This is a genomic window from Aeromonas sp. MdU4 (genome assembly GCF_041929505.1).
Classification (GTDB): domain Bacteria; phylum Pseudomonadota; class Gammaproteobacteria; order Enterobacterales; family Aeromonadaceae; genus Aeromonas.
In genome coordinates, this window is record NZ_JBHFMW010000020.1 from 152,081 (window position 1) to 173,202 (window position 21,122).

Here is a 21,122-nt window from a genome sequence, read left to right on the forward strand (position 1 = left end):
CACCAGCCGACGATGAGTTTTTCTAATGGAGCGCATTATAATTTGTCGGTTGCGGGTCGACCAGTGAATAAACATAATTCGCGCAGCAATCAGTTGTCATATGGCTCACTTTTTCTACTACATGTTGGTTTACATGTGTTTTTCGTGAGCTGTTAGCCTGTGATTGTGGTGTTGTGTTTCTTCCTCTGCGGGAAGAGGGGCTCAGATCTTCTCGATTTGACCCAGTCTGTCATCTGAATGTGTTTGGCGCCTCCAGCTGGATGGCGCCTTTTTTTGCACTTTTTATACCTTGAACTGTCCCACCAGTTGCTGCTGTTTGTCAGCCAGCGCGGATAGCTCGCGACCATTTTCAGCGGAGGTCGCCGCTTCAGCCCGGATGGTGTTGCTCACATCGCGAATGTTGCTGACATTACGGTTAATCTCGTCCGCCACCCGGCTCTGCTCCTGTGCCGCCCGGGCAATCTGCTCGTTCATTTGATGGATGGTGGAGACCGACTGGATGATCTGCTCCAGCACCTGTACCGAGAGATCCACCTTGGCCAGCGTCTCGTCAGCCTGGCTATGACCATCGCGAATAGCCTTGACCACAGCACCAGTCCCAGACTGCAACTGACTGATCAGATTCTGGATCTCGACGATGGCATTCTGGGTGCGACCAGCCAGATTGCGCACCTCGTCCGCCACCACAGCAAAGCCACGGCCCTGCTCACCGGCCCGCGCCGCTTCGATGGCTGCATTCAACGCCAGCAAGTTGGTCTGCTCGGCAATCCCCTGAATAACGGTGAGAATGTCATTGATATTGCCACTGTTGGCCGAGAGCCGCTCCACCACCGGCTGGGCATCGTTGATGATGGTCATCAGCTTGCGCATCGCCTCCTGGGTATCGGCTACCACATACTTGCCCTCTTGCGCGGCGGCGTCAGTGGTGTTGGCGGCTGCGACGGCAGAGCTGGCATTGCCAGAAACCTGCATCGCCGTAGCGCTGAGCTCTTCAAATGCCGTCGCCACCAGATCGATCTCCTGATACTGGGATTGCATGCCACTACTGGTACGTCCGGCCACCTGCGCCGCACGCTCGGCGCTGGCACGGGTGCCAGCAACGGTGTCAATAACCTGGCTGATGGTCGATTGCAGCTTGTTGAGAAAGCTGTTGAACCACTTGGCCAGCTCACCAATCTCGTCTTGCCGATGGATATCGATGCGCTGGGTCAAATCGCCTTCGCCAGTGGCAATATCTTTGAGACGGGCAACGACGGCGCGAATGGGGGCCACAATTTGACGAGCCATCAGCCAGATAAAACTCAATGCGACCAATGAAATCAGTAAACCAATCATCAGTTGCGTGGCAACACTGCGGCTGGCTTCAGCAGCCAGATCATCTTGCAACTGCTGGGCAGAAGCCAGTACCACAGCTCGTGGCAATTCAATGTAGATACCCCATTTGCGATCCGTACCACGCATGGATACCGGCACAAAGGTCTGTAACAGGGCGCCATCACGGCTCCAGCGAGTCAGCTCCTGGCCCTGACTGAGCCACCCTTTCAGCTCGGTTGCCAGGCCCTGATACTGCTGAGGCAACCCAAGCCCCAGCGTCACGTCAAATTCGTCAGCCCCCGCCACCCGGCCCTCATTGCTGACCAGCAATATCTTGCCTTTACCGGCATACAGTTCCTTATCCATGGCAGAGACCAGATTTTGCAACGTGGTCAGGGAGATATCGACCCCGACCATCCCCAGCACCGAGTTCTGCTCCAGCAAGGGTACGGAGACCGAGGTGATCAAGACTTTCTTGTCCCCTACGTCATCCATATAAGGCTCTAGTAAACAGAGCGCCCGGGTGCGGATGCTGCAACGATACCACTCGTTTTCAACACCTCCGGCTGCGGTCGGACTCTCATCAGCCAGCACATCTTCATTCTGCACTTCCGGCACTATCTTGCCGTTGTCATAAGCCCAGTAACTGGAGAAACGCCCCTTGTCGTTGGCTCCGAGATCGGTAGAACCCTGATAATTGCTATCTTCTCCATCCAGCTGATCCGGCTCAAACACGGCGTAAACACCGAGCAAATTGGTAGAAGACGCCGCCGCGTCGTGTAACTGTTGATTGATGGCGCTACGCAACGCCTCCGAATGGACAAAGTTGTCGGCCGCATTCTTGCGCTGGAACAGCACATCCTCGGCCAGCAAGGTCGCGCGGAAATAGGCTTCATCAAGATAACTGGTCACCTTGGCGGCCTGTTCTGCCCCCATCGCCTTCATCCAGTTCTCGGCAGACTGCTGGGCCTCTTGCATGGTGGCGTGCCGCACCTGTTCCTGCATCTTGCTGGCATTGTAAATAGAAGAGGCAACCAGCGCCGCCGCGGTGATCAACAGACAACAACCAGCAATCAGAGTGATCCGCCCCTGGACAGAAAGTGCGCTCATGCCAATATTCCTATGTCATACAGATAGCTATGGATTGATTATCGACTTTATAAACAAAAACTTAACCGCCTCACAGCAAATCGAGCGAAAGTTGGTTAACTTCTCCCTCTTTCGGCAGCCCGACCACCAGCCCCAGCAGGCGAACCGAGCGTCCCTTCGAACGCTGTAAACCCTCCTGAAGCATAGGAATGAACAATCCGGCTTGATAACCTCCCTGGCTACGATAGACGGTGGTCTGATGGAAGTCGGTAAACTTGAGTTTAATCCCTTGCCCCATCACTTGCTCGGCAGGACAGGCTAGCTGAAAGCGCCGCTCCAATTCCGGCAACAGCTGATACAATACCGTCAGGCAAGCATCCTCATCACACAGATCGCTTGCCAACGTGGTCTCCACCCCGATGGTTTTGCGGATCCGGTGTGCCTGTACCGGCTGCTCATCCCGCCCCCAGATCCGGCTGGTCAGCATCTCGCCCAACTTGCCAAAGCGGCTTTGCAGCTCATCGGCCGACAACCCTCGCGCATCCTCACAGGTGTAAAGACCCTGAGCCTCCAACCGCTCAGCGGTCTTGCGCCCGACTCCGGGTAGTTTCCCCAGAGGCAACTGGCAGACAAATTCGGCCACCTCATCGGGGCGAATGACAAACAATCCATCCGGCTTGCGTTGCTCCGAAGCAAGCTTGGCCAAAAACTTGTTTGGCGCCACCCCGGCCGAAGCGGTCAATCCCAACTCGGTAACAATGGCCTGCCGGATCTCTTTTGCCATCAGGGTAGCACTGCCACCGCAACAGCGGCTGTGGGTCACGTCGAGATAAGCCTCGTCCAGCGACAGGGGTTCAACCAGATCGGTGTAACGAAGAAAAATGGCCCTGAGCTGACGCGAGATATCTTGATAGAGCGACATTCGCCCCGGTAGCAATACCAATGGCGGACAGAGCTTTTTCGCCAATCCGGTGGGCATGGCCGAACGAACCCCGAACCGGCGTGCCACATAGTTGCAGGTCGAGATGACGCCGCGCCATTCGGAGGCCCCACCGATGGCCAGCGGCACCTCCCGCAGTGCTGGGTTATCCCGCATCTCCACGGCGGCAAAAAAACAGTCCATGTCGATATGGATGACCTTGCGCATACCACTGTATAAATAAACAGACATGACATCATCTTACCCCAAGGATGGAAACAGCTCTATCCCTCCTCATGGCGGCTAAAATAATAGACTCCAAAGAGACCTCATATTTAGCCATAAACAAGGAGCATGCGGGATGAGATACCTCTGGCTGGGACTCTGTTTGCTACCGCTGACAAGCATCAGCAAGAACAACCCGACGGCAGAGTGCCGCTGGCTTTACGATCGGATAGAGATACTGGAACAAGCCATCAAGAAAGGGGACAAACTGGGTACAGAGCAAGAACTGGCACGCTGGCGTGAGGAGTTTCGCAAGAAGGAGTGCAAACAGTATGACTACTGAGTCAGATCATTCGGCATAACTGACAACCGCAGATAAAAAAACAGGCCCCGGTCGACATGACCGGGGCCTGTTGTTCAAGGCATAGCCAGCTCAAGCTGCTTTATGGCCGTGCGGTTATGGCAGAACCATAGGAACCGCTACGGCCGTAGCCTGCTCATCTCCGCGCAGTACCCGCACCAGTTCAAGCGCAAACTCGATGGCGCTACCCGGTCCCTGGCTGGTGATGAGACGATGGGCTTCATCCCTGACCACCCGCTCCTGTGACAGCAAAGATGCAGGCAGCTGGGTCTGAAAACCGGGGTGACAGGTGACGCTGGCCCCATCAAGCAAATCATGGTGCTGCAACACCACCACGGGCGCTGCGCAAATCGCGGCTCGCCAGCGGCCGAGGCGAGCCTGCTCTTTGAGCAGATCGATGGCCAGATGGGTATCGCGGATCACTTCGCTACCCGGCAAGCCCCCGGGCACCACGATGGCCTCAAAATCCCGGCGGGTTAGTTCATCGATATGGCAATCAGCCACCAGCTGAACCCCGCGCGACGCCTTCACCTGCCGCAATCCGGCAGGACAGCAAGAAGCCAGCACCACCTCAATCCTGGCGCGCACCAGGGTATCGACAATGGCCACCGTCTCTATCTCTTCCGACCCCGGGGCCACCAACACCAGTACACTCATCTTTGCCTCCTTGGCTACCTAGCGATTAATCAAGCTGCCTGGCTCTTCTCTTTAACCGCCTGATAGAGCCCCTGATTGACCGGCACAGCAATACCGTGCTCCGCCGCCTTGGCCAGCAGGAAGCCGGTGATGGCCTCAATCTCGGTCTCTCGTCCCTGCTCCATATCCTGATACATGGAGGAGTAATTATCAGCAGTCAGCTCCACCACGGTCATCACCCGACGTTGCAGCTCTTCCGCCGTGGTGGCAATGCCTTCGGCACACATCACATCCGCCACTTCCACACATATCTGTTGCAACGCATCAGCGAAACGGGGGCCTGCCAGCTCGCCATTCTTCAGCTTGTAGAGAGCGGTAAGCGGATTGATAGCGCAGTTGATGGCCAGCTTTTGCCACTGCCGCACCAGTATCTGCTCATCCCAGCCAGCCTGACCCAGCGCCAGCGCCAACTCATCGGCAAGTGCAACATGAGCGTTGGCGGCCTCATTGATCGGGCCAAGCCAGGTTTCACCCTTGCCGGTATGACGGAAGACAAAATGGCCGCACTTCATGGCGCCATGACTGGTGACCCCGCCAATCACCGGATTGTGCGGGAACATGGCGACGACCTGCTCGGCAATCCCCATGCCGTTATGCAACAGCACGATCGGCACACCGGCATCCAGCTTGCCCACCAGAGGCGTCAACGCATCAAGCACTTGATTGGCTTTGGTCATTACCAGCAATCGCTTGATTTTACCGGGATTGCTAACAAATCCCCGCTCGATATTGAGTAGCTGAACGTGCCCTTCCAGCGAGGTAAAGTCGATCCCCGGATGCAACGTTGACTGGTGATGCTCGCGCAGCAACGCGCGGGTTGATTGACCACTGATGGTCAACAAGGAGGCAAAAACGCCGCCGAGAGCACCGCAACCCAACAAGGACCACTGTGGAATAAGGGGTTGTCGGGAATTTTTTAATCCGCTTGGCATGGTGTGACTCTGTCAGGGTAAGGGTTGCAATCCTCTCAACCTGTTACCGGGGATAAGTGAAGATACTTTTGATGGACACTAACGGGTCCGCCCGTCATGTGCGCAGGGGATTCTAGCAGAGCAACCCCATCAAAATCAGCAAATTTGCCCGTTTTCTGGTAGATTGCCCCCCGATAACGCAACATGAGGAGCTTCGGCTATGCCGTCATTCGATATTGTCTCTGAAGTCAAAATGAACGAGGTGTTGAACGCTGTCGACAACGCCAATCGTGAACTGGCCACCCGTTTCGATTTTCGTGGGGTAGAAGCCAGCTTCGAGTTGAACAAGGAAGAGGTGAAACTGGAAGCCGATGCCGATTTCCAGCTCAAGCAGATGGTCGAAATCCTGCGCGGCGCCCTGCTCAAGCGCAACATCGAAAACAGCTCGATGGAAGTCGGCGACTCTGTTCACTCCGGCAAGCGCTTCCACCTGACCGTCAAGTTCAAGCAGGGGATCGAAAAAGAGATCGCCAAGAAACTGGTGAAGCTGATCAAGGACTCCAAAATCAAGGTTCAGGTTGCCATTCAGGGTGATGAAGTTCGTGTCACCGGCAAGAAACGCGACGATCTGCAAGAGACCATGGCGCTGGTCCGTGGTGCCGAATTGGGTCAACCGATGCAGTTCCAGAATTTCCGCGATTAAATGAACTTATATAATGGCGCTTGTCTGTCGACTCGGTCACATTATTTAACACGCCATATCAGAAATAAAAAAACCGGAGCAAAGGCTCCGGTTTTTTGTACCCCAAGTTTTATTAGAACTTGTAGGTTGCGTCGAAATAGTGACCCACACCAGATGTTTTCTGGTTGAGGCCTGGGCCATAAGAAGCACCATCTTTGAAGAAGGCCATGTTGTTATAAACCTTCAGGCCATAACCCAGGGCAAAGCGATCGTTGTGCCAGTAAATACCGTTGAACCACTGCAGTGATTCAGAGGTGCGAGTGGCATCAGTTTTTTCCAGCTCATCGGCGCCGAACATGTAATCCAGATAGCCCTGATAAGCGATGAAAGAGCCATTGGAGAAGTTGTATACCGGTTTGAACCAGGTGGTGCTAACCATGTAGCCATCCCATTTACCTTCGTTAGTAGCACCGTAGTTTTCGCGCACATAACGAGAGTAGAGATTCAGGCCCATCTTGCCCATGTAAGGCACTTCAACGTCAGAACCCAGACCAATATATGTTTCAAACAGGCCCTTATCGCCAACGTTTGTAACGCTAGCAACATAAACCTCTTTCACCGGGCCAAAAGAGAGGTCTTTACCGGTCAATGCATCAATGGACATGCGTGGTGCGAACTTCATGAAGAAGTTATCGCCACCATGGAAGTTATCTTTGCCTTCGTTGAATACATCCAGTACGTCGATGTAGCCGTAGAGATCGAAAATACCGGAGCGGCCACCAAATTCCATCTCAAAATAGTTGTTATCAGCGTTGTCGGAGAACGGCAGCTTGTTGTTCTCACCATGCATAATATTGAACTGGAACCACTTGAAGTCATTCTTGTGGATATCACCACTGTAATCAGCAGCAAAAGCCGGAGTGGCGGCAGCCGCCAGCAGACCGGCAGCGATCAGAGTCTTGGTAAATTTGGCCATTTTATTGGTCTCTTGTGCGTTAGTTGAGGTTTTCCGTAGCCTGCCCACAAGGAGCGAAAGGAATTCTAATCAAATAAAATATTAGGTGAAACAACTTATCTGGAACTTTATCCGGAATTGTGAATCTAATCACCCCTGGCTATGTGCCAGCCCTTGCTATTTATCTGCCACTGAGAGCAGCTTTTTTCCCTTTCTCGCCACCAGCACAATCAACAACAATACCGGCAATCCCAGGATGCTCGTCCCGATAAAGAAGGCGCTGTAGCCAATCTGCTCCACAATTTGCCCCGAAAAGCCGGCCAACAATTTGGGCAACAACAACATCACCGAGCTAAACAGCGCGTACTGAGTTGCCGAAAATGCAACATTGGTAAGACTTGAGAGGTAAGTCACAAAGGCCGCTGCCGCGATACCGGCACTGAGATTATCCAGCGAGATGATAAGGGTCAGTAACTCCAGGTTGTGGCCTACCTGATTAAGCAGGGCAAACAGCAGATTGGTACTGGCGGTGAGCAGAGCCCCGAGAAACAGGATCCGGAGTGTGCCAAAGCGCATCACCAGCACGCCCCCAAATGCAGCGCCAACCAACGTCATGATGACACCAAACACCTTGGTAATGGTGGCCACCTCGGTCTTGCTAAACTGCATATCCACATAGAAGCTGTTGGACATGACGCCCATCACCACATCGGCAACCCGATAGCAGGCGATCAACGCCAGGATCAGCAGCGCCGAACTGCCATAGCGACGAAAGAAGTCGGCAAACGGGCTCCAGATCGCCTCATAACCCCAGGCTCCAACACTCGCCAGCAGATTGGGCCACCCCTTCCCCAGCAACAGTGCCTTGCGTTCTGCCTGTTGCCGGCCCTGCCCTGCCAGGTCGATATCGGGTTCGTGGCAGAACAGGGTGGTGATCACCCCGAGTGACATCAGACCGGCCATCACCAGATAAGTGATCTGCCAGCCCCGGTAGTCGTAATGGCTGTTGCTGCCAAACCAGGCTGCCAGCGCCAGCGCACCGGCACCGGCGATGATCATGGCAAGTCGGTAGCCGGTCATGTAGGAGGCCGCCATCGCAGCCTGCAACCGCTCCGGTGCCGACTCGATGCGATAGGCGTCGATCACGATATCCTGAGTCGCCGAGGCGAACGCCACCAGCAAAGCGAATAGCGCCAACTGGGTCAAACCACTTTTGGGATCGCAAAATGCCATGCCGACCAGCGCCCCGGCGATCAGCAGTTGGGAGAAAAACATCCAGCTGCGGCGACGCCCCAGCAAAGTAGAGAGCAGTGGCAACGGCATGCGATCCACCAGTGGTGACCACAACCATTTAAAGCCATAGGCCAGCGCCACCCAGCTCATGTAGCCGATATCGGTCAGGCTGACATCCGCCTCTCGCAACCAGTAAGAGAGAGTGCCAAAGACCAGCAATAGCGGCAGACCCGATGAAAAGCCCATGGCAAAAAGGATCAGCACTCTGGGTTCGAGGTAAACGGCGAGGGACTCTCGCCAGCTCGGCTTGCGGATCATGTTCAACTACCTGACGAATCTTGGAAAAGTGCGTCATTTTGGCAGGTTGATGAACGATAGCCAAGGCAAGCTGGGAGATAGGATGAAATAAGCGCAGGTAGAGAAAAGGCCCATCCCGAACGGGATGAGCCTTGCATGCTAGCGTGACCGGACGTGGCCGATGGCCTGTGCCTGACGAGGATTATTTACCCGCTTTTTTGTCCGCTGGCGTTTCCGCCAACAACACTACCTTCTTCAGGATAATGGGGCTGGTCGGCACATCGTTGGCCCGCAGAATGGAGCTGTAACCCGTCTGCACCTGAGCCAGTTTGTCGAGTACCTCCATCCCCTGCACTACTTGGCCGAACACGGTATAACCGGCACCGGCATTGGCGTTGAGGTTATTGTTGTCAACCAGATTGAAGTAGAACTGGCGAGTGGCACTATCGACCGCCTGGGTACGGGCCATGGCAATGGTGCCACGCTTGTTGGGCAGACCACCGCGAGACTCGTTGGCTACCGGCTCATAGGCGGGCAATTGCTGGAACTGCTGGTTATAGCCGCCCCCCTGCACCACGAAGTCCTGAATCACCCGGTGGAAGATGCTGCCGTCGTAGCTGCCATCAGCCACATAGCGCAGGAAGTTTTTCACCGTCTGCGGTGCCTGTTTTGATGCCAGCTCCACCACGATATTGCCGTGGTTGGTCTCCATCCTCACTTTTGGGCCAGCGAACGCCAATGGCGCGATCAGCATGGCCAGCAACCAGAGTTTTTTCATTATCAGACTCCTGCGCCGTTCGGCTGACCCTTCAGATAACCGCGCAATGCATCATCCGCCATGATCTGCTGCAGTACGCTACCCAATTGCAGATTCAGAGTGGACTCCAGATCGGCCATGCTCGGCTCGCTCGGGCTCTCTTTGCTGGAAGACATGTTGAACTGCTTGGTCAGACGATTGCCCTGGAAATCGGCGATTACCTGCAAGCTGACACGAGACTTGGTGACATAGGTGAAGGTCTTCTCTTCCACATTGACCGCTGCATTGGAGATGACCAGCGTCAGGTTGGTGGTACCGCTGTTGGCAACGGTCAGACCCTGGCTGCGCAACCCTTCCGCCAACCGCTCGGCCATCAGCAGATTGAGTGGACGCTCGCTATTGACCAGCACCGGCGCCTTCTCCTTGTGCTTGATGGAGAAGACATAGGCGGCCTCACGCTTGTCTACCCCTTCCATGGTGATGCGATTGCCAGAGTAGTATTGCTGGTTGGCGGGGATCACCTGCGGATTGAGCAGCGCTGTCTCCGGCCAATGAGTGGCACACCCGCCCAGCATCAGGGCGGCCAGCAGCAAGAGTGACTTTTTCATCATGGTTTTCCTTTGGCTTTAGCGTTTAATGGCTTTCAAAATAACGAATTTGCTGTTCGACGCAACGACTTGAGCGTTGGCAAACAAGCGCTTGAGTTTGTTGTGATAGTCCAGATGACGGTTGCCTACTATCCAGAGTTCACCCCCCTGAGGCAACACCCGGTGCGCATCGCTGAACATCTGCCAGGCAATATGATCAGTGATCGCCTGCAACTGGTGGAAGGGCGGATTGCAGAGGATCCGATCCGCCGAACCGACCGCGACGCCGTCGAGACAGTTGTTGACCATAAAGCGGGCCCGCGGCATGGCATCGGGCAGATTGTGCTCGACGTTGAGCCGGGCCGAGGCGACCGCCATATAGGATTCATCGATAAAGGTCACCTCGACCTCGCTGTCTTTTGCCAGCAGCGAAAGTCCCAACACCCCGTTGCCACAGCCCAAATCGATCACCTTGCGGGCGCTGTGAATGGGTAAGTTGTCTAGCATAAAGCGGGCACCGATATCGAGACTGGTGCGCGAGAAAACGTTGGCATGGTTGTGAATGAGCATGTCAGTTCCCTCCAGCGGCCACACGGTCGGGAAGGGATTGGACAGCGCTGGCCGCTCTGCCTGCGGCTCACAGTGAATGAGGCGCGCTTTTTTCCAGGCCAGCGAGGTACGGGTCGGGCCCAGATATTTCTCGAACAGCTTGAGCGTGGAGGTATGAATATCCTTGGCCTTGCCAGCGGCAATGACCCGGGTCGCAGGTGTCACTACATCCCGCAGTGCCAGCAGTTGCTGCTCCAGTAGCGCCTGATATTTAGAGACCTTGATCACCACCAGCGCAGGGGCATCGGGCAGCGGCGCCAGCGCATCCTGCAGCGTGATGCCGCCAGTTTCCAGTCCGTTCTCGGCCAGATTGGCCAGGATCCCGCGCTCACTGATGTAGGAATCGGTCACGCAACAAGGGGCATGGGCGTGCAAAAAGGCGGTCAACGCCCCGAAGCTGTCGTTCATGATTATGACGGGGCCTGCCTGCTCGAGCGGCGACTCCGCCAGGGTACTGATCAGATACTCGTCTGCCGCATCCCAGGCTTGCAGGGTCTCCTGGCCAAGACGCGGATAGCGATAGAGCCTGAGCTGGCAATGGGGCATGTCGAGAAGGGTTTGCATAGAAAGAGTCCAACCTCGGCTTGATTCATTTAACGGGCGCCAGGGGCGACGCAAAGTGGCGCTATTCTAGCGAGGCCAAGGAATTTCACCAGTTGGAAGAGCGCCAATCAGGCAATTCAGCGCGGCTATCTCTCCATTCAAGGGGCTTATTCCATCTCGCGACTGCCGATAGAATGGCCCGACATTCACTCTGGAAGCAGACCAATGACCATTCAACAACAGATTGAGGCCAAGCTGGCCACCGCCCTCTCCCCCAGCGTGCTGGAGGTGATCAACGAGAGCCACATGCATCGGGTGGAGCCGGGCTCGGAGAGCCACTTCAAGGTCATCATCGTCAGTGAGCAGTTTGCCGGACAGCGCCTGCTGGCCCGCCATCGTCAGGTCAACGCTATTCTAGCCGACGAACTGGCTGGTGCCGTCCATGCACTGGCACTGCATACCTACACAGAAAGTGAATGGCAGGCAAAAGGCCATGCCCCGCGCACCCCGAGTTGTGTCGGCAAGCCCTCGTTCTCCTGATCGCTCCGCTTGTCGCCCATGGCGCTCACACATTGCGCCATGGGTGACAAGCACACAGAAATTAAACAAAAACTGCTCGTTTCTACCGAAAAGACCCATCGAAACAGGTTTTTTACCAGATTATTTTTTCTAACTTGTCGTTAGCTCACACCAAATTACCCCTATAGGGGTAATAAAATAAAAAAACCTTTAAAACCACTACTTACAAGGGGTTTGGGCATTATTCATTGCAGGTTAATTTTGTGATGGCACAGGGATTTTGCCCATTTTGCATGGAAAAAAATGCACCTTAAGTGGTAAACTCAGGCGCTTTTGAGTGACCTCGCATGTTGAATAATTGTTGGGCCTGACCATCAGGCGCAACCACAACATCGACTCATTCAACCACCCGTCGTGATGTATTTCTCGGCGCTAACCAACCTCTCCCGTAACGGTAGTGCAATTGAGTATGATTACAATCAAAAGAGGACTGGACATCCCCGTACTGGGTGCGCCAGAGCAAGTAATCTACGATGGCCCCGCCATCACCCGTGTTGCGACACTGGGCGAGGAGTTTGTGGGGATGCGACCTACTATGTTCGTCAAAGTAGGTGATCGCGTCATCAAAGGTCAGGATCTCTTCGAAGACAAGAAGAATCCGGGCGTTAAATTCACAGCTCCTGCCACCGGCGTCGTTTCAGAGATCAACCGTGGTGCCAAACGTGTTCTCCAGTCCGTGGTCATCGACCTCGACGGCTCTGATGAACAGGTGACCTTCGAGCATTTTGCTTCTGCAGAGCTGGCCAAGCTTGAGCGCAGCAAAGTGCAGGAGATCCTGCTCGCCTCCGGCCAATGGACCGCCCTGCGCACCCGCCCATTCAGCAAAGTTCCCGCGGTAGGCACTGCCCCGCGCGCCATCTTTGTCACTGCAATGGACACCAACCCGCTGGCAGCCAATGCCGAGCTGATTATCAAGGAGCAGTCTCAGGCGTTCCTCGATGGTCTGGCCGTATTGACTCGCCTGACCGACGGCGCCGTCTACGTCTGCAAAGGCGAAGGCAGTCTGCCCCACTCTCCGCTGGCTCAGGTCAAGGAAGAGATCTTCGTCGGTCCGCACCCTGCCGGTCTGCCTGGTACCCATATCCATTTCCTGGATCCGGTCAGCAACACCAAGGTGCAGTGGCACATCAACTATCAGGATGTGATCGCACTCGGCAAGCTGTTCACCACCGGTGAGATCTGCACCGACAAGGTGATCGCGCTGGCAGGTCCGAACGTGCTCAAGCCACGTCTGCTGCGTACCCGTATGGGTGCCTGCATCAGCCAGCTCACCAACAACGAGCTGCGTGCCGATGAAAACCGCGTCATTTCCGGTTCTCTGCTGAGTGGTGCCAAAGCCGAAGGGGTTCACGACTACCTGGGTCGCTACCACAATCAGGTTTGCGTGCTGGGTGAAGGTCGCGAGAAAGAGTTCCTGGGCTGGATCAACCCCAGTGCCAACAAGTTCTCGATCACTCGCACCACCCTCTCTCATCTGATGAAGGGCAAGCTGATCAACTTCACCACCACTACCAACGGTAGTGACCGTGCCATGGTGCCGATCGGCAGCTATGAGCGGGTGATGCCACTCGACATCCTGCCAACCCTGCTGCTGCGGGACATGATCTCTGGCGATACCGACGGTGCGCAAGCACTGGGTTGCCTGGAGCTGGATGAGGAAGATTTGGCGCTCTGTACTTTTGTCTGCCCCGGCAAGACTGAGTACGGCCCGATCTTGCGTGAGTGCCTGACCAAGATTGAACTGGAAGGTTAAGCGATGAGTTTCAAGCAACTTCTTGAAAATATGGAACATCACTTTGAGCCGGGCGGCAAGTACTCCAAGTACTACGCCCTGTTCGAAGCGGCGTACACCCTGTTCTACACCCCGGGTACCGTTACCCGCAATGCTGCTCACGTCCGTGATGCGCTCGATCTGAAGCGCATGATGATCATGGTGTGGCTGGCCGTGTTCCCGGCCATGTTCTGGGGCATGTACAACGTGGGCAACCAGGCGATTGCCGCCATTGCCCATCTGGGCACCACTGCGGGTGCCAGCAGCTGGCAATATGCGCTGGCGACCATGCTGGGTGCCTCCCTCGATCCCGCTGTTGCCGGTATTGGCAGCAAGATGATGATCGGTGCCACCCACTTCTTCCCGATCTACCTGACCGCGTTCCTGGTCGGTGGTTTCTGGGAAGTACTGTTCGCCATGGTACGCAAGCACGAGATCAACGAAGGCTTCTTCGTGACCTCCATCCTGTTTGCCCTGATCGTGCCGCCCGAGCTGCCCCTGTGGCAAGCTGCCCTGGGTATCACCTTCGGTGTGGTGATGGCTAAAGAAGTGTTCGGTGGTACCGGCAAGAACTTCCTGAACCCGGCCCTGGCGGGTCGTGCGTTCCTGTTCTTCGCCTACCCGGGCCAGATCTCCGGTGATGCAGTCTGGGTTGCCGTCGACGGCTTCTCCGGCGCAACCGCCCTGAGCCAGTGGGCCCAAGGTGGCCAGATGTCGCTGATCAACGGTGCAACCGGCCAGGCAATCAGCTGGATGGACGCTTTCCTGGGTAACCTGCCGGGTTCCATCGGTGAAGTCTCCACCCTGATGATCCTGCTGGGTGCAGCCATGATCGTCTACATGCGCATCGCCTCCTGGCGCATCATCGCCGGCGTGATGATCGGTATGATCGCCACCTCCCTGCTGTTCAACGTCATCGGTTCCGATACCAACCCCATGTTCAACATGCCGTGGCACTGGCATCTGGTTCTGGGTGGCTTCGCCTTCGGTATGGCCTTCATGGCAACCGACCCTGTCTCCGCTGCCTTTACCAACAAGGGCAAGTGGTGGTACGGCGCACTGATCGGCGTGATGGTCGTGCTGGTTCGCGTGGTCAACCCTGCGTTCCCGGAAGGCATGATGCTGGCCATTCTGTTTGCGAACCTGTTTGCTCCCCTGTTTGACCACTTCGTCGCTCAGGCAAACATCAAGCGGAGGATTGCACGTGGCGTTTAATAAAGATTCAACCCTCGGCACCGTCAGCGTGGTAACCGGCCTCTGTCTGGCCTGTTCCATCGTGGTATCCGTTGCTGCCGTGGGCCTGCGCTCTACCCAGCAGGAAAACAAGGCGCTCGACAAGCAGAGCAACATCCTCGCCGTAGCCGGTGTGGACGTGAGCGATGTAGCCAAACGCGATCTGGCCAAGCTGTATGGCGACAAGATCGAAGCCCGTCTGGTGGATCTGACCACCGGTGACTTTGTTGACGGCGATGCCGACAACTTCGACACCAAGCTGGCCGCCAAAGATCCGGCCCGCAGCATCCGTCTTGCCGCCGCTGACGACAAGGCCAGCCTGCGTCAGATCTCCAAGCAGATCCCGGTATTCTTCGCCAAAGATGCCGAAGGCAAAATCGACAGCATCATCCTGCCCATCTACGGTCAGGGTCTGTGGTCGACAATGTATGCCTTCGTCGCCGTTGCCGCTGATGGCCAGACCATCAAGGGCATCACCTACTATGACCACGGTGAAACCCCGGGTCTGGGTGGCGAAATCGAGAATCCGGCCTGGCAGGCACTGTTCAAGGACAAGAAACTGTTCGATCAGGATGGCATGCCGGCGCTGCGCGTCATCAAAGGCCATGCCCCGGAAGGTTCCGAGCATGATATCGACGGCCTGTCCGGCGCGACCCTGACCGGTAACGGCGTACAGCATACCTTCGACTTCTGGATGGGTCCCAAGGGCTTTGGTCCTTTCCTGGCCAAGGTTCGTGCAGGAGAAATCAACAATGGCTGACAAGAGCGAAATGAAGAAGTTGCTGTTGACGCCTGTGCTGGGCAACAACCCCATCGCACTGCAGGTGCTGGGTGTCTGTTCTGCACTGGCGGTTACCAGCCAGATGAAAACTGCGTTTGTAATGACCCTCGCGGTCATGGCGGTCACCGCCTTCTCAAACCTGTTCATCTCCCTGATCCGCAACCATATCCCCAACAGCGTGCGGATTATCGTGCAGATGGCGATCATCGCCTCACTGGTTATCGTGGTTGACCAGGTGCTCAAGGCTTACGCCTATGACATCTCCAAGCAACTGTCGGTGTTCGTGGGTCTGATCATCACCAACTGTATCGTAATGGGTCGTGCTGAAGCCTATGCCATGAAGAGCGCCCCGCTGCCCTCCTTCCTGGATGGTATCGGCAACGGTCTGGGCTATGGCGCCATTCTGCTGAGCGTTGCGACCGTGCGTGAACTGCTGGGCTCCGGCACCTGGTTCGGCATCGAGCTGCTGCCGCTGGTGAACAACGGTGGCTGGTATGTGCCCAACGGCCTGCTGCTGCTGCCGCCGAGTGCATTCTTCATCATTGGTCTGATCATCTGGGGCGTTCGCACCAAGGATCCCAAGCAGGTGGAGGCGAAGGATTAAGGTATGGAACACTATCTGAGTCTGTTGATTAAATCGATCTTCATCGAAAACCTGGCACTCTCCTTCTTCCTGGGGATGTGTACCTTCCTGGCGGTGTCCAAGAAGGTAAAGACCTCCATGGGTCTGGGTATTGCCGTTATTGTGGTGCAGACCATCGCGGTTCCTGCCAACAACCTGATCTACAACTACGTGCTTAAAGATGGCGCTCTGGTATCCGGTCTGGATCTGAGCTTCCTGAGCTTCATCACCTTCATCGGTGTGATTGCAGCACTTGTACAGATCCTGGAGATGGCGCTGGACAAGTACTTCCCGGCTCTCTACAACGCCCTCGGCATCTTCCTGCCGCTCATCACCGTGAACTGCGCCATCTTCGGTGGCGTCTCCTTCATGGTGCAGCGTGACTACAACTTCGTCGAATCTGTAGTTTACGGCGTGGGCTCCGGTGCAGGCTGGATGTTGGCGATCGTTGCGCTGGCAGGTATCCGCGAGAAGATGAAGTACTCCGATGTTCCACAAGGCCTGCGCGGTCTGGGCATCACCTTCATCACCGCCGGCCTGATGGCGCTGGGCTTTATGTCCTTCTCTGGTATCTCCCTGTAATCGGCTTTCCTGCAATCAGAAAGGAACGATAGATGGAAATTATTTTGGGTGTGGTCATGTTTACCGTGATCCTGCTGGCACTGGTGGCAGTCATTCTGTTCGCCAAGTCCAAGCTGGTAACCGCGGGCGATGTGACAATCAGCATCAACGGTGACCCGGCCAAGGCTGTGACCAGCCCGGCCGGTGGCAAGCTGCTCGGCGTGCTGGCCGGCAACGGCATCTTCATCTCCTCCGCATGTGGTGGTGGTGGCTCCTGTGGTCAGTGCAAGGTACGGGTGAAATCCGGTGGCGGCGACATTCTGCCGACCGAACTGGATCACATCAGCAAGGGCGAAGCCCGTCATGGCGAGCGTCTGGCCTGTCAGGTTACCGTTCGCTCCGACATGGATATCGAACTGCCGGAAGAGATCTTCGGGGTGAAGAAGTGGGAATGTACTGTTATCTCCAACGATAACAAGGCCACCTTCATCAAGGAGCTCAAGCTGCAGATCCCCGATGGCGAGAGCGTGCCGTTCCGCGCCGGTGGTTATATCCAGATCGAAGCCCCGGCTCACCACGTGCACTACAAGAACTTCGATATTCCCGAGGAGTATCGCGGTGACTGGGATCGCTTCAAGATCTTTGAGCTGGAGTCCAAGGTCGATGAGCCAATCATCCGTGCCTACTCCATGGCCAACTATCCGGAAGAGTTCGGCATCATCATGCTGAACGTGCGTATCGCTACGCCGCCGCCCAGCAACTGGACTGCCCCTCCGGGACAGATGTCCTCCTATATCTTCAGCCTGAAGGCTGGCGACAAGGTGACCATCTCCGGTCCGTTCGGCGAATTCTTCGCCAAAGAGACCGATGCCGAAATGGTATTCATCGGTGGTGGTGCAGGTATGGCGCCAATGCGCTCCCATATCTTTGACCAACTGCGTCGCCTGCACTCCAAACGCAAGATGAGCTTCTGGTACGGTGCCCGTTCCAAGCGCGAAATGTTCTATGTCGAAGACTTTGACATGCTGGCCGCCGAGAACGAGAACTTCACCTGGAACGTCGCCCTGTCTGATCCGCAACCGGAAGACAACTGGGACGGCTACACCGGCTTCATCCACAACGTGCTCTACGAGAACTATCTCAAGAACCACGAAGCGCCGGAAGATTGCGAGTTCTACATGTGTGGACCTCCGGTGATGAACGCTGCCGTCATCAACATGCTCAAAGATCTGGGCGTTGAAGACGAAAACATCCTGTTGGATGACTTTGGTGGTTAATCCATGCACAGTGTTGTAAAGACCTGGCTAGCCTTCGGGCTAGCCTTTTTCTTGACTGGGTGCGGTCAGGAAACGGTCCAATCCAAACCGGAGATCCACATCACCGGTAGCACCATGGGCACTTACTACTCCATCAAGGTGGCGGACAACGTCATCAGCGATCCGGCCAAGTTTCAGGCCGAGGTCGATGTTTTGCTGGAGCGGGTCAACGATCAGATGTCCACCTATCGCCCCGATTCCGAACTGTCGCGCTTCAACCAGCATCGCAGTGCCACCCCGATCGTGGTGTCCCGTGACACCGCTCGGGTTGTCACAGAGGCCATTCACATTGGCCGTGAGAGCCAGGGGGCGCTGGACGTCACCGTCGGCCCCTTGGTCAATCTGTGGGGCTTTGGCCCGGACAAGAAACCGACCAAGATCCCTTCCGACGAGCTGATCACCCAGACTCGCCAGAAGACCGGTCTGGGCAACCTGCACGTGGTGACCTCGGTAGATGCCGATACCCTGCAAAAAGACATTCCGGATCTCTACGTCGATCTCTCCGCCATTGCCAAGGGCTTTGGTGTCGATAAGGTCGCCGAGTATCTGGAGTCCCTCGGGGCGCGCAACTATCTGGTGGAGATCGGCGGCGAACTGCGGATCAATGGCGTCAACGGCAAGGGTCACCCCTGGCGCGTTGCCATCGAGAAACCCACCGCAGGCACCGGCACGGTACAAGAGGTGATCGTTCCCGGTGACAACGGGGTGGCAACCTCCGGCGATTACCGCAACTACTATGAACTGGATGGCCAGCGCTTCTCTCACACCATAGATCCACGCACCGGCAAACCGATCCAGCACCGTCTGGTGTCGGTCACCGTGATCCACCCCTCCTGCATGACCGCAGACGGGCTGGCCACCGTGTTTATGGTGATGGGTACCGAGAAGAGTCTGGCTTATGCCAAAGAGCGAGGCCTGGCGATCTTCGTGATCACCAAGACCGACAAGGGCTTTGAAGAGGCCTACTCCGAGGCCTTCAAGCCCTATCTGGTCAAGAAGTAAGAGGTAGAGATGCAGATTTTTCTGATCACCTTCGGGGTATTCATGCTGGTGATAGCCGCCATGGCTATCGGTTACATCTTCCAGAAGAAGACCATCTCCGGCTCCTGCGGCGGTCTGGGTAGCGTCGGCATCGAGAAAGAGTGCGATTGCCCCGAACCTTGTGACAACCGCAAGAAGAAGATGGCCAAGGAAGAGGCCCGTCGCAAGATGCTGGAAGAGAACCGGATCATCTGATGGCCCTGACCTTTCGGTAAACAAAAGCGCGCCATCGGCGCGCTTTTTACTGGGCGTTATCTTGCACTAGCCGTCAGGGCTGACGCTCGATATAGAGGATCACCTCCCCCAGATGGATACCGAACTTGCTGATGGCGGCGCGATTGATCAGGCGATCCTCATCCAGCAGATACATCCAGTCATCGAAGCTCACCCGCACCACTTTGCCATCCGGCAGCGCCAGATCGAGTTGATAGCGCCAGTTGAGAGCAAACCCTTCACTCTTGCCCACTGCTTCCCCTACCACATCCGATGCCGTACCGCGCCAGTGGCCATCCGCCCCCTTGCTCAGATGCCAGGTGCGAGTCTGCTGGCGACCATCGTCAAAATAGAACTGTTCGAACAGCTCACCCTTGTCACCCTGCCAATGGCCTACCATCTCGACCCGAAAGCGACTGGTCACTGCGCCGCTGCGGTCAGTTACCAGACCGTGGGCCACCAGCTTGCCATTGAAGAAACGGGCGAGATCCCACGCCGGACTCAGGCCCCGATAACTGTCGAGACTGGCGCCACAACCACTGAGCAGCAGGGCGAGGCACAATACAAATAGACGCCGCCCGGGTAGCAGAGGCCGTAACAACGACGGGATACACAGCATGGCAGACTCCACTATCAGGATTGGCCGCGCAAACGGCGGGTCAGTGCAGGATCCAGACTGTTGTCAGCCAGCCAGATGGCGAGAAAGGCGGCGGAAAATCGGGGATCGTCGAGGGAACCAAGGCGCGTCTCCTGCCACCAGAAGTGACCATGCCCCTCCTCATCGACATAGAAGGTAAGCCGATCGCCCGCAGCCACATCCGGCCAGATTGCGGCGAGTTGCTCCAGCCACTGCTTGCGCTCGGCATCGCTCCCCACGCCGAGTCGCTGCCACTCGGCGGCGGTGGCGCTCAGCAGATCGTCCCGCTCGATGGATCTGGCATAGGTAAGGGTCAAAGCCTGTGGGTAGTGGCCGGGCTGATAGCGCCCGCTCGCACTATAGAGGGTGGCATCGTAGAGCTTGAACCAGAGCCAGTTCATCTGCCCCTGTCCGACCGGACGCAGCTGCTGCCAGGGTGGCGTTGCCGCGTCGCTGGTCGTAGCGACGAGCAGGCTCAGTGCGGCAAGGTGGAGGCTAACTCCACCCCATATGCCAGTGGTTGGGGTCTTCCAGTTCATGCCAGTCCATCTCCTGTTCCTGCAGGGTATTGATATCCTGCATCACCACCTGCACCAACTGACCCTGCGCATTCCGCTGGCAGGCAACCACCAGATAGAAGCGATCCGTCAGCTCGTGCTGGCTCTCTTTGGTCCATTTGGAAAAAAGCAGCGTGTCGGTCGAAAAGGAGTTCATCATGACTCACCCTCCAGCTTGACCATTACCCACAGGAGTACGGGTAACCACCACATCCAGATCACTGCCAGCAACACAGCACTGACCCCGATGCCCCAAGGTAAGTGTACAGCCCCCATGGCGGCCCCCGCCACATAGGAGGAGGTGCCACCGACCATGCCAAACAGCGCCTGCTGCCAGCGGGGCAGACGTAGCAGCCAGCGCATGCAATGGCCCAGCGTCAGGGCAAAGCCGAGCCAGAGCAGCACCAGCCAGAGGGGAAAACCGGCGGGAAAGCGGAACAAGCCGAGCTGCCAGAGCAGGGCATCCAGCAGACAGCCGGCCACCGCGATGGGAAGCAGCCGCCAGTCACGCTGGCGGCTGGGTGAGAAGAGAAAGTGCAGCAGCAAGATCACCAGCAGCGGGCCCGGCTGCTGCCACTTCACCGCCAGCAACCAGTAGAGGTTGAATCCCAGCAGGTGAGCCCACTGCCACAT

24 protein-coding genes are annotated in these 21,122 nt (G+C 56.3%); 11 read left to right on the plus strand and 13 right to left on the minus strand.

Annotation, left to right across the window (positions count from 1 at the left end; translation table 11 throughout):
- Positions 1-282: 282 nt before the first annotated feature.
- Together ACE1BR_RS10735 and dinB are read right to left on the minus strand one after the other, a co-directional pair.
- Positions 283-2,424, minus strand: coding sequence for a methyl-accepting chemotaxis protein (locus ACE1BR_RS10735; RefSeq protein ID WP_374870090.1), 2,142 nt, complete (start codon positions 2,422-2,424; stop codon positions 283-285).
- A 70-nt stretch (positions 2,425-2,494) separates the two neighbouring features.
- A complete protein-coding gene (gene dinB / locus ACE1BR_RS10740; RefSeq protein ID WP_374870158.1) occupies positions 2,495-3,550 on the minus strand; it encodes a DNA polymerase IV in 1,056 nt (351 codons plus the stop codon).
- Positions 3,551-3,683: 133 nt separating this feature from the next.
- Here dinB and ACE1BR_RS10745 point away from each other — a divergent pair, with 133 nt between their 5' ends.
- Positions 3,684-3,890: a hypothetical protein gene (locus ACE1BR_RS10745; protein ID WP_374870092.1), complete on the plus strand. Its 207-nt coding sequence runs from the start codon at positions 3,684-3,686 to the stop codon at positions 3,888-3,890.
- Between the two features lie 114 nt (positions 3,891-4,004).
- Here ACE1BR_RS10745 and ACE1BR_RS10750 read toward each other — a convergent pair whose 3' ends face one another.
- Both ACE1BR_RS10750 and ACE1BR_RS10755 read right to left on the minus strand, forming a co-directional pair.
- Positions 4,005-4,565: a DJ-1 family glyoxalase III gene (locus ACE1BR_RS10750; protein ID WP_374870094.1), complete on the minus strand. Its 561-nt coding sequence runs from the start codon at positions 4,563-4,565 to the stop codon at positions 4,005-4,007.
- 29 nt (positions 4,566-4,594) lie between these two features.
- Complete coding sequence (locus ACE1BR_RS10755) at positions 4,595-5,536, minus strand: ketopantoate reductase family protein (protein WP_374870096.1); 942 nt, start codon at positions 5,534-5,536, stop codon at positions 4,595-4,597.
- A gap of 199 nt (positions 5,537-5,735) precedes the next feature.
- Between ACE1BR_RS10755 and ACE1BR_RS10760 the strand changes: the two genes are divergently transcribed.
- Positions 5,736-6,218: a YajQ family cyclic di-GMP-binding protein gene (locus ACE1BR_RS10760; protein ID WP_005338634.1), complete on the plus strand. Its 483-nt coding sequence runs from the start codon at positions 5,736-5,738 to the stop codon at positions 6,216-6,218.
- Positions 6,219-6,330: 112 nt separating this feature from the next.
- On the opposite strand, the gene ACE1BR_RS10765 is transcribed toward ACE1BR_RS10760, so the two are convergent.
- The 5 genes from ACE1BR_RS10765 to ACE1BR_RS10785 form a co-directional block, all read right to left on the minus strand.
- Positions 6,331-7,173, minus strand: coding sequence for an outer membrane protein OmpK (locus ACE1BR_RS10765; protein WP_374870098.1), 843 nt, complete (start codon positions 7,171-7,173; stop codon positions 6,331-6,333).
- Positions 7,174-7,329: 156 nt separating this feature from the next.
- A complete protein-coding gene (locus tag ACE1BR_RS10770; RefSeq protein ID WP_374870100.1) occupies positions 7,330-8,709 on the minus strand; it encodes an MFS transporter in 1,380 nt (459 codons plus the stop codon).
- 175 nt (positions 8,710-8,884) lie between these two features.
- Positions 8,885-9,460, minus strand: coding sequence for a peptidylprolyl isomerase (locus ACE1BR_RS10775; protein ID WP_374870102.1), 576 nt, complete (start codon positions 9,458-9,460; stop codon positions 8,885-8,887).
- 2 nt (positions 9,461-9,462) lie between these two features.
- Entirely contained in the window at positions 9,463-10,047 is a 585-nt protein-coding gene (locus ACE1BR_RS10780; RefSeq protein WP_374870104.1) for a YajG family lipoprotein, read from the minus strand.
- An 18-nt stretch (positions 10,048-10,065) separates the two neighbouring features.
- Entirely contained in the window at positions 10,066-11,199 is a 1,134-nt protein-coding gene (locus tag ACE1BR_RS10785) for a methyltransferase (RefSeq protein WP_374870106.1), read from the minus strand.
- A gap of 204 nt (positions 11,200-11,403) precedes the next feature.
- Between ACE1BR_RS10785 and ACE1BR_RS10790 the strand changes: the two genes are divergently transcribed.
- The 9 genes from ACE1BR_RS10790 (at position 11,404) to nqrM (ending at position 19,277) form a co-directional block, all read left to right on the plus strand.
- A complete protein-coding gene (locus tag ACE1BR_RS10790) occupies positions 11,404-11,718 on the plus strand; it encodes a BolA family protein (RefSeq protein ID WP_374870108.1) in 315 nt (104 codons plus the stop codon).
- 448 nt (positions 11,719-12,166) lie between these two features.
- Positions 12,167-13,510: a Na(+)-translocating NADH-quinone reductase subunit A gene (locus tag ACE1BR_RS10795; RefSeq protein ID WP_374870110.1), complete on the plus strand. Its 1,344-nt coding sequence runs from the start codon at positions 12,167-12,169 to the stop codon at positions 13,508-13,510.
- 3 nt (positions 13,511-13,513) lie between these two features.
- Positions 13,514-14,743, plus strand: coding sequence for an NADH:ubiquinone reductase (Na(+)-transporting) subunit B (locus tag ACE1BR_RS10800; RefSeq protein WP_374870112.1), 1,230 nt, complete (start codon positions 13,514-13,516; stop codon positions 14,741-14,743).
- Positions 14,733-15,521 (plus strand): Na(+)-translocating NADH-quinone reductase subunit C, encoded by a 789-nt coding sequence (locus ACE1BR_RS10805; RefSeq protein ID WP_374870114.1) that lies wholly within the window; start codon positions 14,733-14,735, stop codon positions 15,519-15,521. The genes ACE1BR_RS10800 and ACE1BR_RS10805 overlap by 11 nt, the downstream gene beginning before the upstream one ends.
- A complete protein-coding gene (locus ACE1BR_RS10810; protein WP_374870116.1) occupies positions 15,514-16,146 on the plus strand; it encodes an NADH:ubiquinone reductase (Na(+)-transporting) subunit D in 633 nt (210 codons plus the stop codon). Before ACE1BR_RS10805 ends, ACE1BR_RS10810 begins: the two co-directional genes overlap by 8 nt.
- A gap of 3 nt (positions 16,147-16,149) precedes the next feature.
- Positions 16,150-16,746: an NADH:ubiquinone reductase (Na(+)-transporting) subunit E gene (nqrE, locus tag ACE1BR_RS10815; RefSeq protein WP_374870118.1), complete on the plus strand. Its 597-nt coding sequence runs from the start codon at positions 16,150-16,152 to the stop codon at positions 16,744-16,746.
- A gap of 32 nt (positions 16,747-16,778) precedes the next feature.
- Entirely contained in the window at positions 16,779-18,002 is a 1,224-nt protein-coding gene (nqrF, locus tag ACE1BR_RS10820; protein WP_374870120.1) for an NADH:ubiquinone reductase (Na(+)-transporting) subunit F, read from the plus strand.
- A gap of 3 nt (positions 18,003-18,005) precedes the next feature.
- Positions 18,006-19,043 (plus strand): FAD:protein FMN transferase, encoded by a 1,038-nt coding sequence (locus ACE1BR_RS10825; RefSeq protein WP_374870122.1) that lies wholly within the window; start codon positions 18,006-18,008, stop codon positions 19,041-19,043.
- A gap of 9 nt (positions 19,044-19,052) precedes the next feature.
- A complete protein-coding gene (nqrM, locus tag ACE1BR_RS10830) occupies positions 19,053-19,277 on the plus strand; it encodes a (Na+)-NQR maturation NqrM (RefSeq protein WP_005338668.1) in 225 nt (74 codons plus the stop codon).
- 73 nt (positions 19,278-19,350) lie between these two features.
- Here the strand turns inward: nqrM and ACE1BR_RS10835 are convergent, their stop codons facing one another.
- Genes ACE1BR_RS10835 through ACE1BR_RS10850 form a run of 4 tightly spaced genes read right to left on the minus strand, consistent with a single transcriptional unit; the run spans position 19,351 to position 21,122 of the window.
- The gene (locus tag ACE1BR_RS10835; protein ID WP_374870124.1) at positions 19,351-19,914 is read right to left on the minus strand and encodes a DUF3833 domain-containing protein; all 564 of its coding nucleotides are present in this window, start codon (positions 19,912-19,914) and stop codon (positions 19,351-19,353) included.
- A gap of 14 nt (positions 19,915-19,928) precedes the next feature.
- The gene (locus ACE1BR_RS10840) at positions 19,929-20,471 is read right to left on the minus strand and encodes a chalcone isomerase family protein (RefSeq protein ID WP_374870126.1); all 543 of its coding nucleotides are present in this window, start codon (positions 20,469-20,471) and stop codon (positions 19,929-19,931) included.
- Complete coding sequence (locus tag ACE1BR_RS10845; RefSeq protein WP_374870160.1) at positions 20,428-20,646, minus strand: TIGR02450 family Trp-rich protein; 219 nt, start codon at positions 20,644-20,646, stop codon at positions 20,428-20,430. The genes ACE1BR_RS10840 and ACE1BR_RS10845 overlap by 44 nt, the downstream gene beginning before the upstream one ends.
- Positions 20,646-21,122, minus strand: coding sequence for a DUF2878 domain-containing protein (locus ACE1BR_RS10850; RefSeq protein ID WP_374870128.1), 477 nt, complete (start codon positions 21,120-21,122; stop codon positions 20,646-20,648). The genes ACE1BR_RS10845 and ACE1BR_RS10850 overlap by 1 nt, the downstream gene beginning before the upstream one ends.

Excerpts from the sequence above, each read along its gene's own strand:
- ACE1BR_RS10760 (WP_005338634.1), top strand. The coding sequence starts at position 5,736 with ATGCCGTCATTCGATATTGTCTCTGAAGTCAAAATGAACGAGGTGTTG.
- ACE1BR_RS10800 (WP_374870112.1), top strand. The coding sequence starts at position 13,514 with ATGAGTTTCAAGCAACTTCTTGAAAATATGGAACATCACTTTGAGCCG.
- ACE1BR_RS10775 (WP_374870102.1), bottom strand. The coding sequence starts at position 9,460 with ATGAAAAAACTCTGGTTGCTGGCCATGCTGATCGCGCCATTGGCGTTC.
- ACE1BR_RS10790 (WP_374870108.1), top strand. The coding sequence starts at position 11,404 with ATGACCATTCAACAACAGATTGAGGCCAAGCTGGCCACCGCCCTCTCC.
- ACE1BR_RS10825 (WP_374870122.1), top strand. The coding sequence starts at position 18,006 with ATGCACAGTGTTGTAAAGACCTGGCTAGCCTTCGGGCTAGCCTTTTTC.
- ACE1BR_RS10750 (WP_374870094.1), bottom strand. The coding sequence starts at position 4,565 with ATGAGTGTACTGGTGTTGGTGGCCCCGGGGTCGGAAGAGATAGAGACG.
- ACE1BR_RS10765 (WP_374870098.1), bottom strand. The coding sequence starts at position 7,173 with ATGGCCAAATTTACCAAGACTCTGATCGCTGCCGGTCTGCTGGCGGCT.
- ACE1BR_RS10745 (WP_374870092.1), top strand. The coding sequence starts at position 3,684 with ATGAGATACCTCTGGCTGGGACTCTGTTTGCTACCGCTGACAAGCATC.
- nqrM (WP_005338668.1), top strand. The coding sequence starts at position 19,053 with ATGCAGATTTTTCTGATCACCTTCGGGGTATTCATGCTGGTGATAGCC.
- nqrE (WP_374870118.1), top strand. The coding sequence starts at position 16,150 with ATGGAACACTATCTGAGTCTGTTGATTAAATCGATCTTCATCGAAAAC.
- ACE1BR_RS10785 (WP_374870106.1), bottom strand. The coding sequence starts at position 11,199 with ATGCAAACCCTTCTCGACATGCCCCATTGCCAGCTCAGGCTCTATCGC.
- nqrF (WP_374870120.1), top strand. The coding sequence starts at position 16,779 with ATGGAAATTATTTTGGGTGTGGTCATGTTTACCGTGATCCTGCTGGCA.
- ACE1BR_RS10780 (WP_374870104.1), bottom strand. The coding sequence starts at position 10,047 with ATGAAAAAGTCACTCTTGCTGCTGGCCGCCCTGATGCTGGGCGGGTGT.
- ACE1BR_RS10850 (WP_374870128.1), bottom strand. The coding sequence starts at position 21,122 with ATGTGGCAGTGGGCTCACCTGCTGGGATTCAACCTCTACTGGTTGCTG.
- ACE1BR_RS10840 (WP_374870126.1), bottom strand. The coding sequence starts at position 20,471 with ATGAACTGGAAGACCCCAACCACTGGCATATGGGGTGGAGTTAGCCTC.
- ACE1BR_RS10810 (WP_374870116.1), top strand. The coding sequence starts at position 15,514 with ATGGCTGACAAGAGCGAAATGAAGAAGTTGCTGTTGACGCCTGTGCTG.
- ACE1BR_RS10845 (WP_374870160.1), bottom strand. The coding sequence starts at position 20,646 with ATGAACTCCTTTTCGACCGACACGCTGCTTTTTTCCAAATGGACCAAA.
- ACE1BR_RS10755 (WP_374870096.1), bottom strand. The coding sequence starts at position 5,536 with ATGCCAAGCGGATTAAAAAATTCCCGACAACCCCTTATTCCACAGTGG.
- ACE1BR_RS10735 (WP_374870090.1), bottom strand. The coding sequence starts at position 2,424 with ATGAGCGCACTTTCTGTCCAGGGGCGGATCACTCTGATTGCTGGTTGT.
- dinB (WP_374870158.1), bottom strand. The coding sequence starts at position 3,550 with ATGCGCAAGGTCATCCATATCGACATGGACTGTTTTTTTGCCGCCGTG.
- ACE1BR_RS10795 (WP_374870110.1), top strand. The coding sequence starts at position 12,167 with ATGATTACAATCAAAAGAGGACTGGACATCCCCGTACTGGGTGCGCCA.
- ACE1BR_RS10835 (WP_374870124.1), bottom strand. The coding sequence starts at position 19,914 with ATGCTGTGTATCCCGTCGTTGTTACGGCCTCTGCTACCCGGGCGGCGT.